Here is a 14,996-nt window from a genome sequence, read left to right on the forward strand (position 1 = left end):
CGTCGGCCGGCCGGCCGGTCGTCAGCGCCAGGTGTCGTCGGCGGTGAAGGTGCCGGTGGGCGGGGTGGTCGCGGTGCGGTTGTCGCCGCTCTCCCAGGCCACGCTGCCGTCGGGGTTCTTGAGGAGGTACTTGTACGCGATCGGGGTGTTGGGCGGCAGCTGCAGGCCGGCGCTCCACACCGGGTAGCTGCCGCTGCCGGTGGTCAGCGGGACGGCCTTCGCCGGGTCCCAGCCGCCGAGTTCGGCGAGGTTCCCGGCCAGGTACAGGTTCTGCCCGTAGGCGGTGGTGGCGGTGGCGTGGAAGGACGCCGCCACGGGGGCGCCGTCGCTGACGTTCCAGCGCTCGTCGATCGGGCTGACCGTGCCGGGCGAGTCCGTCACGGAGCGGTTGGGGATGCTCTCCCAGGTCACGGCCCCGGTGCTGCTGCGGATCAGGAACTTGTACTCGGCGGTGGTGCCCTGAATGATCTGGAAGTAGCCCTTCCAGGTCGGGTACGTCTGGGCGGTGGTCTGCAGCGGGACGGCGGCGGCCGGGTTCCAGTTGCCCAGCTGGGCGGTGTTCCCGCTGATCAGGACGGTGTCGCCGGGCTGGGTCCGGGCCGTGACCGTGACCCAGAGGGTCGCTTCGGCGGTGGCGGCGCCCGCGGGCGCGACGGTGCCGAGCAGGCAGGCCAGCAGGGCGGCCACGAGCAGGAGCGGACGCCAGCCGGCGGCTGCGGTGCGGGGCGGTGCGGTGGTCATGACTCTTCCCGTCTCTTCGTCTCGGTACGAGCGGTGACGCGGTGTCAGCGCCGCTTGATCACAACACGAAATCAACGGAACGGGTCGGAAAATCGGCCTCCGGGTACCTCTTTCTGTCAATTTCAGGTCAACTTTCGGGGACGCCCCGGCTTTTGCCTTCAAGAGGTGAACGATCGGCGGTCTGCACTGGTCGCCGGGTCGGAGGCCGCCCCCGGTCGCGGCGGCGTCACCGCGCCGTGCGGCGGAGGACATCCGGGCGTCATGAAAGAAGCCCTGCAAGATGGCGAAAAACTTTTCATCCGCGGGGCGGGCGGCCCGCCCTACCGCACCTCGATGCCGACCAGGCAGGTGTCGTCGTCGGTGTCGGCGCCGCTGAAGCGCAGCAGGTGGTCCAGGTGGGCGTCCAGCGCGGTGGCGCCCTCGCGGGGCGCGGCCTCGGACAGCGAGACCAGGTTGGCGAGGGAGGCGTACAGCCCCTGGTCGCGGCGCTCGATCAGACCGTCGGTGTACATCACGATCCGGTCGCCCGGCTCCAGCGCGAGCTCGCTCTCCTGGTAGTCGGCCCGGTCGATCACGCCCAGCAGGATGCCGTCCACCTGCGGCAGGCACTCCGCCGCCCCACCGCGCAGCAGCACCGGAGGCAGGTGCCCGGCCCGGGCCCAGCGCAGGCGGCGGCGCTCCGGGTCGTACAGGCCGCAGACCGCGGTGGCGGTGACGTTGTCCGTCAGGTGGTGCGTCACGCTGTTGAGCCAGGCCAGCAGCTGGGCCGGGCCCGCCCCGGTGGCGGCCAGGCCGCGCAGCGCGTTGCGCAGCGCCACCATCCCGGTGGCCGCCTCGATGCCGTGCCCGGCGACGTCGCCGACGCACAGCAGCACCTGCCCGGAGGGCAGCGTCAGCGCGTCGTACCAGTCGCCGCCCACCAGGTGGTCCTTCTCGGCGGGCCGGTAGCGCACGGCGACGTCGAGGTTGTTCAGCGTCCGCGGGCCGGCGCTGGGCGGCATGATGGCGTGCTGCAACTGCCGGACCAGCCGGTGCCGTTCGGCGGCCTGCTGCTCGCTCTGCGCCAGCTGGTCGCGGGTGGCGGCGAGGGCGACCTCGGTCCAGTGCTGCGCCGAGACGTCCTGGTAGGCGCCGCGGACCGCGCTGAGCCGCTCCAGCCGGTCGTGGACCGGCTCGGCCACCACCCGGATGTGCCGGGTCACCCCGTCCGGGCGCTGCAACCGGAAGGCCGTGGACGCCGGGCGCCGGTGGTGCAGCAGGGTGCGCAGGAAACGGCCGACGGCGTCCACGTCGTCCGGGTGGGCGTGGTCGGCCAGCCGCTCCAGCGCGATCGGCCGGTCGGTCGGCGGCAGGCCGTACAGCTCGAACAGGGTGTCGTTCCAGACCACCTCGCGGGTGTCCAGGTCCTCCTCGAAGCCGCCGATCCGGCCCAGGCGCTGCGCGTGGTGCAGCAGCCGGGCGATCTTCGGGGTGCTGTCGGCCAGCCGCCACAGCACCGTGACGTGGCGGCCGTGCCGGCTGATCGACACGTACGCGTCGGTGCTCAGCGGCACCCCGTCGACCAGGGCGGTCAGCCGCATCTGCGGGTCCTTGAACGGCGCCCCGGTGGCGTGGACGTCCTCCACCGCCTCCAGCAGGTTGCCCTCCTGCGCGGCCAGCGGGTACGCCTCCAGCAGCGGCGAGCCGACGACGGCACCGGTCGGACGGCCGGCGAAGTCCACGAACGCCGGGTTGGCGTGGCGGATCACGAAGCGCGGCGGGAAGCCGTCGTCGGCGGGCTCCAGGACCATGCACGGGTCGAGGATCCCGTCGACCAGCCGGGCGAGCTCGTCGAGCCGCCCGGTCCCCGGGGCGTCCTCCGGGACGTCCCCGGCCCAGTTCTCCAGGGTGGCGGCGCACACTTCGGCCAGCGCCTCGAACTGCCGGTGCAGCGACTGCGACCAGTCCGGCAGCTCGTCGCGCCAGCACACCTCCAGCACGCCGATCAGCCGCCCGCCGACGCCCGCCGGGACGGCGACCCGGCCACCGCCCGCCTCGTGCCGGCCGATCGACGGGACGGTCGCGTCCGCCAGCGTGCGGTACGTCACCGGCGCCCGCTCGTCCAGGGCCCGGCGGGCCGCGGTGACCACCCCCGGCGGCACGTGGCGCCAGCGCCGGGCCTCCGCCTCGGCGAAGCCCGCACTGCCCGCCAGCGCCAGCGACAGGTCCGGGCGGGCCGCCCAGATCGCCACCGCCACCGCGCCGAGCGGGCGCAGCGCGTGCTCCAGCATCGCGCGGGCCGCCGCCGCCGCGTCCCCGGCGTTCAGCGCGTCCGCCTCGGTGTTGCGCAGCCGCACCCCGACCCCGGTCGACGCCGGGCTCGCCGCCCGCGCCACGAAGTCCCGGGCGGCCTCGGAGATCTTGTCCGCGGCGGCCCGGTTGACCAGGCCCGCGGCCAGCTCCAGCGGGGTGGAGCCGGCCTGCTCCGCCAGCAGGTGCAGCTGCTTGGCGGCCTCGGTGGGACCGCAGCGCAGCCGCTCCACCAGGACGCCGACGGCCATCTCCACCACCGACCGCCCCGCGGCGTGCGCCTGCGCCTCGTCGAGCTGGCGGCGCAGCTCCTCGACCGTGTCGGCCAGCCGCCCGATCGCCCCGCCGACCGCCGGCGGGCCGCCCGGCGCCCCGGCGGGCACCGGCAGGGCCGACGGGGCGGGCCGCTGGGCGCCGATCAGCCCGGGACCGGTCGGCGTGGTCGGCAGGCCCTGGTCGGGGTGCGGCTCCCGGAACTGGTGCACGGCGTGGACTCCTGCGGTTGTGCGGGACGGACGGGGCGCGGGACGGGACGCGGGGCTACCGGACGAGCCGGGCCTTGATGCGGTCGACCAGCTCACCGGCGTCGACCGGCTTGGTGATGTAGTCGCTGGCACCGGAGCCGAGGCTCTTCTCCCGGTCGCCGACCATGGCCTTGGCGGTCACGGCGATGATCGGCAGCGCCGCGTGCTGCGGCATGGCGCGGATCGCCGCGGTGGCGGTGTAGCCGTCCATCTCGGGCATCATCACGTCCATCAGGATCACGTCGATGCCGGGGTGGGAGGCCAGCGTCTCCAGCGCCGCCCGGCCGTTCTCGGCCTGCAGCACCCGCATGCCGTGCAGCTCCAGGATGCCCGTGATGGCGTACAGGTTGCGGTCGTCGTCGTCGACGACGAGCACCAGGCGGCCGCTGAGCACGGAGTCCACCCCGGCGGCCTCGCCCGGCACCTCCTGGAAGGCCCCGCGGACCGGCGGGACGTCACCGGGGCGGTCGGCGTTCATGTGCAGGGCGATCCGCTCGCGCAGCTCGTCCAGGCTGGAGATCACCTCCAGCGGCCGGACCCCGGCCGGGGAGAGCGCCTCGGCGTCGCCCGGCGCCCCGCGGTTGCTGTGCACCAGCACCGGCACGCCCTGCAGCGCGGGGTCGCGGTCCATGTCGCGCAGCAGCGCGGTGGCGGCGCCCTCGGGCAGGTCGAGGTCCAGCACCACGCAGTGCGGGGGCGCGGACGCCAGGACGGCCGCGGCCTCCCCCGCGCCGACCGCGGTGACCACCTCGACCGGGCGGCCCGCCGCCGTTCCGGCGAGAGCGGTCGTTCCGGCGGTGGCGTTCTCGGCGACCAGCGACAGCAGACCGCCGCGGCGGTCCTCCACGACCAGCAGGCGGCGCGGCTGGAGCGCCGCCGGACCCTCCTCGGCGGCCTGCTGCGGGAGGTCGGCGACCGGGGCGGCGCCCGCGGCCCCGGCCCGCGCCCCGGCCTCCGGCACGAGGAACTCCGGCCGGGAGACCGGCAGGAACAGCGTGAAGGTGCTGCCGCCGCCCAGCACGCTCTCGACGGTGATCGCACCGCCCAGCAGGTAGGCGATCTCCCGGCTGATCGACAGGCCCAGGCCGGTGCCGCCGTACTTGCGGCTGGTGGTGCCGTCGGCCTGCTGGAAGGCGCCGAAGACGGTCTCCAGGTGCTGCGGCGCGATGCCGATGCCGGTGTCGGAGACCCGGAAGGCCAGCACCGGGCCGCCGCGGCGCACGCCCTCGGGGACCTGCTCCTCCGGGGCGAGCCCGATCCGCAGGTCGACCCGGCCCTGCTCGGTGAACTTCACCGCGTTGGAGAGCAGGTTCCGCAGCACCTGGCGCAGCCGGTAGTCGTCGGTGACGAGCTGCTCGGGCACGTCCGGGGCCGTGCGGACGGTGAAGGCCAGGCCCTTCTGGCCGGTCAGCGGTTCGAAGGTGGCCTCGGCGTAGTCCAGCAGGCTGCGCAGCGCCACCGGCTCGGGGGTGAGGTCCATCTTCCCCGCCTCGACCTTCGACAGGTCGAGGATGTCGTTGATCAGCTGCAGCAGGTCCGAGCCGGCCGAGTGGATGATGCCCGCGTACTCGACCTGCTTGGCCGTCAGGTTCCGGGTGGGGTTCTGGGCCAGCAGCTGGGCCAGGATCAGCAGGCTGTTGAGCGGGGTGCGCAGCTCGTGGCTCATGTTGGCCAGGAACTCCGACTTGTAGGTGGAGGCCAGCGAGAGCTGGTGGGCGCGGGCCTCCAGCTCCTGCCGGGCCTGCTCGATCTCCAGGTTCTTGGTCTCGATGTCCCGGTTCTGCGCGGCCAGCAGGGCCGCCTTGTCCTCCAACTCGGCGTTGGACGCCTGGAGTTCCTCCTGGCGGGCCTGCAACTCCTGCGAGCGCACCTGGAGTTCGGCGGTCAGCCGCTGCGACTCGCCCAGCAGCTCGTCGGTGCGGGCGTTGGCGACGATCGTGTTGAGGTTGACGCCGACGGTCTCCATCAGCTGGTCGAGGAAGGCCCGGTGGACGGCCGCGTACGGCCGGACCGAGGCCAGCTCGATCACGCCGAGCACCTGCTCCTCGACCACGATCGGGACGACCAGCAGCGACAGGTCCTCGGTGCGGCCGAGGCCGGAGGCGGCCGCCAGGTAGCCGGCCGGCAGGGTGTCGACGGCGATGGTGCGCCGGCTGCGGGCGGCCTGGCCGACGAACGACTCGCCGAGCCGGAAGCTGGCCGGGCGCTCGCCGTCCGGGTACGCGTACGAGCCGATCAGCCGCAGCACCGTGCCGCGCTCGCCCTCCTCGGCCAGGTAGAACGCGCCGACCTGGGCGCCCACCAGCGGGGTGAGCTCGTCCATCACCGCCTCGGCGACCACGGCCAGGTCGCGCCGGCCCTGCAGCAGGCCGGAGAAGCGGGCCAGGTTGGTCTTGAGCCAGTCCTGCTCCTCGTTGGCGCGGGTGGTCTCGCGCAGCGAGCCGACCATCGCGTTGACGTTGTCCTTGAGGTCGGCGACCTCGCCGGAGGCGTCCACGGTGACCGAGCGGGTCAGGTCGCCCGCGGCGACGGCGCTGGTCACCTCGGCGATCGCCCGGACCTGCCGGGTGAGGTTCCCGGCCAGCTCGTTGACGTTCTCGGTCAGGCGCTTCCAGGTGCCGGAGACGCCCTCCACCTCGGCCTGACCGCCCAGGCGCCCCTCGCTGCCGACCTCGCGGGCGACGCGGGTGACCTCGGCGGCGAACGAACCGAGCTGGTCCACCATGGTGTTGATGGTGGTCTTGAGCTCCAGGATCTCGCCGCGTGCGTCGACGTCGATCTTGCGGGTCAGGTCGCCGTTGGCGACCGCGGTGGTGACCTGCGCGATGTTGCGGACCTGCGAAGTCAGGTTGTGCGCCATGAAGTTGACGTTGTCGGTCAGGTCCTTCCAGGTGCCCGCGACGTTCGGCACCCGGGCCTGGCCGCCGAGGATGCCCTCGGTGCCGACCTCGCGGGCCACCCGGGTCACCTCGTCGGCGAACGCCGACAGGGTGTCCACCATGGTGTTGATCACCCCGGCCAGCGCGGCGACCTCGCCCTCCGCCTCGACGGTGATCTTCTGGCTCAGGTCGCCGCGGGCCACCGCGGTGGCGACCTGCGCGATCGAACGGACCTGGCCGGTCAGGTTGGACGCCATCACGTTGACGTTGTCGGTCAGGTCCTTCCAGGTGCCCGACACGCCCCGGACGGTGGCCTGGCCGCCCAGGTTGCCGGCCGTGCCGACCTCGCGGGCCACCCGGGTCACCTCGTCGGCGAACGCCGAGAGCTGGTCGACCATCGTGTTGATGGTCTCCTTCAGCTCCAGGATCTCGCCCCGGGCGTCCACCCGGATCTTCTGCGTCAGGTCGCCCTTGGCGACGGCCGTGGTGACCTGCGCGATCGCCCGGACCTGCGCGGTCAGGTTGTCGGCCATCACGTTCACCGACTCGGTCAGGTCACGCCAGGTGCCCGAGACGTCCCGGACGTCGGCCTGGCCGCCGAGCCGGCCCTCGGTGCCGACCTCGCGGGCCACCCGGGTGACCTCCCCGGCGAACGAACTGAGCTGGTCGACCATCGTGTTGATGGTCTCCTTGAGCTCCAGGATCTCGCCGCGCGCGGCGACGGTGATCTTCTGCGACAGGTCGCCCTCGGCCACCGCGGTCGCCACCTGCGCGATCGAGCGGACCTGGCCGGTCAGGTTGCCCGCCATCGAGTTGACGCTGTCGGTCAGGTCGCGCCAGGTGCCCGAGACGCCCTTCACGTCGGCCTGGCCGCCCAGGATGCCCTCGGTGCCGACCTCGCGGGCGACGCGGGTGACCTCCCCGGCGAACGAACTGAGCTGGTCGACCATCGTGTTGACGGTGTTCTTCAGCTCCAGGATCTCGCCCCGGGCGTCCACGGTGATCTTCTGCGACAGGTCGCCCTTCGCCACCGCGGTCGCCACCTGGGCGATGTCGCGCACCTGGGTGGTGAGGTTGCCCGCCATCGCGTTGACCGAGTCGGTCAGGTCCTCCCAGGTGCCGGACACCCCGGGGACGACGGCCTGGCCGCCCAACTGCCCCTCGGTGCCGACCTCGCGGGCCACCCGGGTCACCTCGGAGGTGAACTGCGACAGCTGGTCCACCATGCCGTTGAAGACGGTCGCGATCTCGCCCAGCAGCCCGTCCGCGTCACCGGCCAGCTTGGTGCTGAAGTCCCCGTCGCGCACCGCGGTCAGACCCGCCAGCAACAGCCGGAGCTCGGCCTCGCCGATCTCCGACCGGTCGGCCGCCGCACCCGGCCGGGAGTCCTGCGGGGTTGTCGAGCCAGCCATCGAAAAGCTCCGCCTCCTGTTACACCCGGTCGTCCGACCGGGCAACCGATCAAGCGCTCAGGACACCGGGAACGGCTTTCGCAGCCGCCAGTCCCGGGGCCCCGGGCGAGGCTACCCCAGCCCGCCCAACGGTGGAAAACCCGCAGGTCGGAAAGGTCTCGAACCGAAGCCACCGACCACGCCCCGCCCGGCCCTCAGCCGGGGAGCGCGGTCTGGACCACCACCTCCGGGCCGCCCCCGGCCGGCCGGACGGCGACCCGCAGCCGGGCGGCGGCGGCCCGGGCGGTCAGCCGCACGGTGCCGCCCCGGCCGGCCCCGGCCAGGGCCCCGGCCAGGGCCGCGACCCCCGGGGCCGCCACCTCCCGGACCGCCCCGGCCGGGACGCCGCACTCCGCCAGCCAGGCCCGCAGGGCCGCCGCGGCGGCCGGCGCCTCCGCCGGCCGGGCCGGGAAGGACCGCACCAGCACGGCGGGCTGCCGGTACAGCAGGACGGCGACGTCGTCCTCGTAGCCGTCGGCCGGGCGCAGCAGGCCCGTCACGTGCCCGGCCAGCTCGGCCGTCGGCAGGCCGGAGCCCGCGACGAGCGCCCGGCCCGCCCGCTCGATGCCCTCCGCCAGGCCGTCGCGCCGCCGCTCCACCAGCCCGTCCGTGTACAGCAGCAGCGTGGAGCGGCCGGGCAGGACGGTGACGGCCTCCGGCCGGGGCAGACCCGGGCGGACGGCCAGCGGCAGGGCGCGGCCCCCGTCGAGCAGGACGGTGGAGCCGTCGGCCAGGGCCAGCACGCCGGGCGGGTGCCCGGCGCTGGAGTGGCGCAGCTCGCCCGTCACCGGGTCGAGGACGCCGCAGAAGACGGTCGTGCAGACCGCGCCGGGAACGCCGGCGGCGAACGCGTCCAGCGCGGCGAGGGTGCGGGCCGGGCCGGGGTCCTGCAGCAGCAGCGCCCGGCAGGCGCTGCGCAGCTGCCCCATCACGCTGGCCGCGGCCAGCCCGCGCCCGACGCAGTCGCCGACGACGATGCCGGTGCGGCCGTCCGGCAGCGGCACGGTGTCGTACCAGTCGCCGCCGACCTCCAGGGGCGGGGTGGCCGGCTCGTAGCGGGCGGCGAAACCCTCCGGCAGCCGGTTCGGCCCCAGGATGGCCCGCTGCAGGGCGATGGCCGTCTCGCGCTGCTGGTCGATCCGCCGGGCCCGGGCCAGCCCCTGGGCGAGCCGCCCGCCCAGCAGGGAGAGCAGCAGCTCGTCCTCCCGGGTGAAGGGGCGCGGCTCGTCCAGCTCCACCGCCAGGACCAGCGGACCGTCCGGCAGTTCCAGCCGGATGCCCGTCCCGGCGGGCCCGGCCGCCGGGGTGAGGGCGGGCCCGCCGGCCAGCGCGGTCAGCGCCGCCCGCCGCTCCTCCGGCAGCCCGGGCCAGTCCGGCCCGGGCCCGGCGGCGGTCAGCCGGGCCGGGGCCCCGGCCCGGTCGAAGCGGACCGCCACCACCCGGCGGGCCCGCCACAGGCCGCGCAGCTCCTCCAGGGCGCAGGCGAGCGCCTCCTCGGCGCTGGTGACCCGGGCCAGGCAGTCGGCGAGCGAGGCCAGGGCGCTCTCGCGCTGCACGGCGTAGTACTCGGCGGTGACGTCCCGGATGGTGCCGACGGTGACGGTGCGCCCGGTCGCCGGGTCCGGGACGCGGTTGAAGGTGGAGTGCGCCCAGACCCGGTGGCCGTCGCGGTGGGTGGCGGGGACGGTGGCGCTGCCGCGGTCGTGCTCGGCCGAGCGGGCGAGCGCGTCGGCGGCCTGCCGGCGGGCGTCCGGGTCGGTGCGGGGATCCGCCCACCACGGGTGGGGCGGCAGGTAGGGCAGCCCCTCGGGGCCGTACCCGAGGAGGTCGGCGAACGCCGCGTTCACCCGGGTGACGGCGCCGTCCTCGTCGCAGACGAAGAAGGCGTCCTGGAGCGAGTCGACCAGCGCGTCCTGCCAGCGGGCGTGCTGCTCGCGCAGCCGCGCCGACCGCAGCGCGGCACGCACCCGGGCCAGCAGGTCGACCGCGGCGAAGGGCTTGACCAGGTAGTCGTCGGCCCCCGACTCGAAGCCGTCCACCGCGTCCTCCCGCCCGGCCCGGGCCGACAGCAGCAGCACCGGCAGCGCGGCGGTGCGCGGGTCGGCGCGCAGCGCCGCGACCAGCTGCAGGCCGTCCGTACCGGGCATCATCACGTCGCTGATCACCAGCTCGGGGGCCTCGGAGCGGACGGCGGCCAGCGCCCGGTCGCCGTCGCCGACCGCGGTGACCCGGTGGCCCGCGCCGCGCAGGACGCGGGTGAGGTAGTCGCGCATGTCGGCGTTGTCGTCGACCACCAGGACGTGCGCGGCCGCCCCGGCGGCGCCCTCCGCCTGGCCAGCGCCCTCCGCCCCGGCGGCGTCCTCCGCCTGGCCAGCGCCCTCCGCCCCGGCGGTCGGCAGGGGCTCCGCGGGCCCGCCGCCGGAGCCCCCGCCGGGGCGGTGCTCCCAGCGCAGGGCCTCCTGCACGAACGACTCGGCGGCCGCGCGGTCGGCGCCCGTCGGCGCGTCCGGGACGGCACGGCCCTCCGCGGACGGGCCGGCCGCCAGGGGCAGGCTGACGGTGAACGCGGTGCCGCGGCCCGGCTCGGAGGCGGCGGTGATCGTCCCGCCGTGCAGGTCGACCAGCTCCTTGACCAGGGCCAGGCCGATCCCGCTGCCCTCGTGCGAGCGCGCCCGGCCGTCCTCGACCCGGTGGAAGCGGTCGAACAGCCGCGGCAGCTCCGCGGCCGGAACGCCCACCCCGGTGTCCTCGACGGTGACCAGGGCCCACCCGTCCCGCTCGCGCACCCGCACCCGCACCGTCCCCTCGAAGGTGAACTTCAGGGCGTTGCCCAGCAGGTTGAAGACCACCTTCTCCCACAGCTCCGGATCCACCGGCACCGGGGCGCTCAGCGGCGCGCAGTCCACCTCCAGCACGAGCCCGGCGCGCTGCGCGGCCGAACGGAACACGGCGGCCAGCTCGGCGGTGACCCGCGCCAGGTCGACCGGCTCCGGGCGGGCCCGCATCCGGCCCGCCTCGATCCGGGAGAAGTCCAGCAGCGTGTTGACCAGGCGGCCCAGCCGCAGCGCGTTGCGGTGGACCGTCTCCAGGTCCTCCCGGACGTCCGGCTCGGCGTCCGCCAGCCGCTGCCGCAGGCCCTCCACCGGCCCGGAGATCAGCGTCAGGGGGGTGCGGAACTCGTGGCTGATGTTGGAGAAGAACACGGTCTTCGCCCGGTCCAGCTCGGCCAGCTGCTCCGCGCGCCGCTGCTGCGCCTCGTGGCCGCGGGCGCTGGAGACCCCCGCCGCCAACCGGCCCGCGACCAGGTCGACGAAGCCGAGGTAGGCGTCGTCGTGCGGGCGGTACCGGTTGAGGCCGACGACCAGGACGCCGACCGGCCCGTCGGACCCCGGGCCGTTCAACGGCACCAGCCGGGCCTGCCGGGGCGGCTCCTCCCACGCCCCGCGCGGCAGGTCGGCGAACCGGTCGCCGGTCAGCGGCACCGACACCGCCCCGTCCCGGCGGACCGCCCCCACCGGCCACGGGCCCGGCTCGCCGGGCCCGATCAGGGCGGGCGCGGCCGGGTGGCCCGCCGGCACCCCGGAGGAGGCGGCCAGGCGGACGCCGCCCCGCTCGTCGAACAGGTACGTCAGGGTGAAGGGCAGGTCGTACGGGTTGCGGGCGAGCTGCTCGGCGCTGAACGCGAGGAACTCGCCCTCGGCGCGCACCGCCCCCGGGTCGGAGCCCAGGTCGCGCAGCGTCGCCATCCGGCGCTCGGCGACCACCCGCTGGGTGTCCTCGCTGACCACGCACAGCACGCCGACCACCGCGTCCGCCTCGTCGCGCAACGGGCTGTAGGAGAAGGTGTGGTAGCTCTCCTCGGGATAGCCGGAACGCCGCAGCCGCAGCGGCAGCGCCTCGTCCCAGGTCGCCTCGCCCTCGGCCAGCACGTGCTCGATCCGGGGCCTGGCATCGTCCCAGACCTCCGCCCACACCTCCCGGAACGGGCGGCCCAGCGCCCACGGGTACTTGTCGGCGAGCGTGTCGCGCCGGTACGCGCCGTTGCAGAAGAACGTCAGCTCCGGCCCCCACGCCATCCACATGGCGAACCGCGAGGACAGCACCAGGTCCACCGCCGAGCGCAGGCTCTGCGGCCAGGACGCCGGATCGCCCAGCGGCGTGGCCGACCAGTCCACCCGTGCCAGGTCGGCGCCCACCACCGGATCGGCGCCGAACACCCCCCGAGCCCGCTCCCGCCCCACCGGGTTCCTCCTCCCGTCGGCGCCGCCGACCGCGGTGCCACCATCTGCATTGTGCCGGGCGCGCACCCGACGACCCTCCGGCTGCCCGCTTCCCGCCCGGACAATCCCGCCGCCCCGCGGCGGCCGCCGGGGCCCGGGAGGGGGAGGGCCCCAGGGCTGGCCGTCAGACCCCGGCTGCCGGCACGCCGAAAGCAAGCACCGGGCACCGCGGCCGCCGCCGCCCGCCGGGGCCCGGGAGGGGGAGGGCCTAGCATGGCCGCCATGACCGACCACACCCCGGGACCGCCCGAGGCGACGGTGCTGCGCCTGAGCGGCGACCTCGACCACGACAGCGAACGCCGACTCGCCGAGGCGGTGGACGCCGCCGCCGCCCGCAGCACCGGCCTCCTCGTCCTGGACGTCGCGGCGGTCACCTTCGCCGACTCCTCCGTGCTGCGGACCCTGGTGCTGGCGCAGCAGCGGATGGAGGCCGAGGCCGGCGCCCTGGTCCTGCTCGGGCCGCTGGCCCCCGCGCTGCGGCGGCTGCTGGAGATCACCGCCACCGACGGCTACTTCACCGTCGCCGACAGCCTCCCGCTGGCCCGCGCCGCCGCCGCCGACCTGCTGCGCCGCCGCCCGCACGGCACCGGAACCGGGTGAGGCGGGGCCGGCCGTGCCGCATCATCCGCCCCCGCCGGGGCACAACCCTTCCGATCCCACGCGACGCCCGTCCGGCCTCGCCGGCCGGCACCACGGTGCCGTAGACGATTCGAGGTCGTTCATGTCCCACGACGACGCCCGGCCGCCCTCCCCGGGAGCCGTCGTCCCGGAGGAACGGCCACCGGAGCCCGTGCGCACCGCGGGCCAGGCCCGCGCCGTCCTCGCCCGGCTGCTCGCGGACGCCGAGCACCCCGGCGGCCAGGTGCTGGCCTCCGCACAGCTCGCGGTGACCGAGCTGATCGCCAACGCCCTGCGCCACGGCGGCGGCCTGACCTGCTTCGACGCCCGCCTCGGCCGCTGCGGCACCGAACTCGTCGTCGACGTCGAGGACGGCGACGACCGCCACCCCGTCGCCCAGCCGCCGCACGGCCGCGACCCCGCCGCCGCGGGCGGCCGCGGCTGGGCCATCGTCCAGGCGCTCGCCGCGACCTGCCGCATCGACCCGCTGCCCGGCGGCGGCAAGCGCATCCGGGTCACCTTCGCCCTGTAGTCGGGCCGCCCCGGTCGCCCGCCCTGGTCGCCCGCTCCGCCCGCTCCGTCCGCTCCGGCAAGGCCGTACGGAGGAACCCGCCGGCCTGCGGCGGGAACGGAGGATTGGATTCGTGACGGCCGGTCAGACCCAGGGCATGGACACCGATCGCCGCCCGCTGTGGCAGCCCTTCTCCGAGACCGCCGCCCACCCTCCGCTCCGCCACCGCGACGGGGCACCGCCGGCACCGGTCACCGCCCCGCCGTTCCTCGAACCGCACCCCGCACCCGTCCCGCCGGCCCGGCCCGGGGCGCCCCGCTCCGCCCCCGGGACCGCCGAGGCCGCCGGGCGGGCCCGTCCGTCCCGCGGACTCCGGTGACCCGCCGGACCGGGCCCGCCGACCGGCCGGACCGGGCCTACGCGGCGCGGGGACCCGGCCGGGACGACAGGTCGGCCAGCACCTCGCGGGCCGCCCGGGCACCCGAGGCCAGCGCGCCCTGCACGGAGCCGGTCGCCCGGTGGTCGCCGCACACGTACCGGCCCGGTGCCCACCGGGCGGTGCGGGTCAGGGGGTGCGGGGCGGGCATGGCCGGGAGGGCGCCCGGGATCCGGTAGGCGGCCAGCGGCTCCCAGCCGGAGGTGTCGCAGCCGTACAGGTCGGCCAGCCGGGCCCGCACCGGGCCCTCCTCGGCCGTCGTGCCGAGCACCGAGGTGGACACCAGCGACAGCCCCCGCGGTGCGCAGCCCGGTACCACCTCCGAGAGCACCACCGAGTTCAGCAGCCGGCGCCCGGCGTCCACGAGCAGGGTCGGCTCGGCCAGCGGGCTGCGCTCGGCCGCGTGGTAGAACGTCGTCACCGACCGGGTCTCCGGCACCGGCAGCCCGGGCAGCAGGGCCGCGGCGGCGGCCGGCTCGGCGGCCACCACCACGCGGCGCGCCGCCACCTCCCGCCCGTCCGCCAGCAGCACCCCGTCCCGGTGCACCTGCGCCACCCGGGCGCCCAACTCCAGTACCCCCGGCGGAAGTCGCCCGGCCAGCGCGGCCGGGACCGCGCCGATGCCCGCCGCCGGGAGCGCGAGCGTCCCGCGGACCAGGCTGCGCCAGTACAGGTGCAGGACCCGGCTGGAGGTGGCCAGTCCGTCCTCCAGGAAGACCCCGGACAGGAACGGGCGCAGCACCCCGTCGACGGTCGCCCGCGAGACGCCCGCACCGCGCAGCGCCACCGCCGCCGGCACGTCGCGCCCGCGGCGCAGCAGCGCGGCGGGCAGCAGGGCGTCGCGCACGGTCAGCGCGCCGAGCGCCGCCGCGTCCCGGGGCGGCACCACCCGCCCGGCCAGCAGGTCGCCCGCCAGGCCCGGCCGGCGCAGCGGATCGACGATCCGGCGGCGGCCCGCCGGACCGGCCAGCAGGAAACCGGGCGTGAACGGGCGCAGCCGCAGCGGCCGCAGGTCCAGCCGGCGCCGCACCTGCGGGTAGGACGTGTTGAACACCTGGAACCCGCGGTCCAGCCGGAACCCGTCGCGCAGGTCGGTGCGCATCCGCCCGCCCACCGCCTCCGACGCCTCCAGCAGCCGCACCCGCCGCCCCGCCGCCACGAGGTCCAGCGCGCAGGCCAGCCCCGCCACCCCGGCCCCCACCACCGCCACGTCCACCGCACCGCTCGCGTCCACCGCGCTCCTCCTCGACGACCGTAGGGGGGACCA

General features: G+C 76.0%; 8 protein-coding genes. 3 read left to right on the forward strand and 5 right to left on the reverse strand.

Features of this window, described 5'->3' with window-relative positions; genetic code table 11:
* Positions 1 to 21: 21 nt before the first annotated feature.
* The 4 genes from EDD39_RS22815 to EDD39_RS22830 all read right to left on the reverse strand — a co-directional run bounded on the left by EDD39_RS22815 (position 22) and on the right by EDD39_RS22830 (position 11,966).
* The gene (locus EDD39_RS22815) at positions 22 to 741 is read right to left on the reverse strand and encodes a CBM20 domain-containing protein (RefSeq protein WP_162870085.1); all 720 of its coding nucleotides are present in this window, start codon (positions 739 to 741) and stop codon (positions 22 to 24) included.
* Positions 742 to 1,061: 320 nt separating this feature from the next.
* Positions 1,062 to 3,515, reverse strand: a complete 2,454-nt coding sequence (locus EDD39_RS22820) for a SpoIIE family protein phosphatase (RefSeq protein WP_123558805.1) — start codon at positions 3,513 to 3,515, stop codon at positions 1,062 to 1,064.
* A 55-nt stretch (positions 3,516 to 3,570) separates the two neighbouring features.
* Positions 3,571 to 7,845, reverse strand: a complete 4,275-nt coding sequence (locus EDD39_RS22825) for a HAMP domain-containing protein (protein ID WP_123558807.1) — start codon at positions 7,843 to 7,845, stop codon at positions 3,571 to 3,573.
* A gap of 194 nt (positions 7,846 to 8,039) precedes the next feature.
* The gene (locus tag EDD39_RS22830; RefSeq protein WP_425269758.1) at positions 8,040 to 11,966 is read right to left on the reverse strand and encodes a SpoIIE family protein phosphatase; all 3,927 of its coding nucleotides are present in this window, start codon (positions 11,964 to 11,966) and stop codon (positions 8,040 to 8,042) included.
* Positions 11,967 to 12,386: 420 nt separating this feature from the next.
* On the opposite strand from EDD39_RS22830, the gene EDD39_RS22835 reads away from it, so the two are divergent.
* From EDD39_RS22835 to EDD39_RS22845, 3 genes are all read left to right on the forward strand, one after another.
* Positions 12,387 to 12,764 (forward strand): STAS domain-containing protein, encoded by a 378-nt coding sequence (locus tag EDD39_RS22835; protein ID WP_162870086.1) that lies wholly within the window; start codon positions 12,387 to 12,389, stop codon positions 12,762 to 12,764.
* Positions 12,765 to 12,885: 121 nt separating this feature from the next.
* Positions 12,886 to 13,314: an ATP-binding protein gene (locus tag EDD39_RS22840; RefSeq protein WP_123558811.1), complete on the forward strand. Its 429-nt coding sequence runs from the start codon at positions 12,886 to 12,888 to the stop codon at positions 13,312 to 13,314.
* A 112-nt stretch (positions 13,315 to 13,426) separates the two neighbouring features.
* Positions 13,427 to 13,672 carry a hypothetical protein gene (locus EDD39_RS22845; protein ID WP_148089498.1) on the forward strand — a complete coding sequence of 82 codons (246 nt, stop codon included), beginning with the start codon at positions 13,427 to 13,429 and terminating at the stop codon, positions 13,670 to 13,672.
* Positions 13,673 to 13,709: 37 nt separating this feature from the next.
* On the opposite strand, the gene EDD39_RS22850 is transcribed toward EDD39_RS22845, so the two are convergent.
* The gene (locus tag EDD39_RS22850) at positions 13,710 to 14,963 is read right to left on the reverse strand and encodes an FAD-dependent oxidoreductase (RefSeq protein WP_123558815.1); all 1,254 of its coding nucleotides are present in this window, start codon (positions 14,961 to 14,963) and stop codon (positions 13,710 to 13,712) included.
* Between the last annotated feature and the right edge of the window lie 33 nt (positions 14,964 to 14,996).

Origin of the sequence: Kitasatospora cineracea (genome assembly GCF_003751605.1) — a bacterium.
GTDB lineage: Bacteria > Actinomycetota > Actinomycetes > Streptomycetales > Streptomycetaceae > Kitasatospora > Kitasatospora cineracea.

What these genes read in the sequence shown, in the direction of transcription:
- EDD39_RS22830 (WP_425269758.1), bottom strand. Translation starts at nt 11,966, where the DNA reads ATGTGGATGGCGTGGGGGCCGGAGCTGACGTTCTTCTGCAACGGCGCG.
- EDD39_RS22825 (WP_123558807.1), bottom strand. Translation starts at nt 7,845, where the DNA reads ATGGCTGGCTCGACAACCCCGCAGGACTCCCGGCCGGGTGCGGCGGCC.
- EDD39_RS22840 (WP_123558811.1), top strand. Translation starts at nt 12,886, where the DNA reads ATGTCCCACGACGACGCCCGGCCGCCCTCCCCGGGAGCCGTCGTCCCG.
- EDD39_RS22835 (WP_162870086.1), top strand. Translation starts at nt 12,387, where the DNA reads ATGACCGACCACACCCCGGGACCGCCCGAGGCGACGGTGCTGCGCCTG.
- EDD39_RS22815 (WP_162870085.1), bottom strand. Translation starts at nt 741, where the DNA reads ATGACCACCGCACCGCCCCGCACCGCAGCCGCCGGCTGGCGTCCGCTC.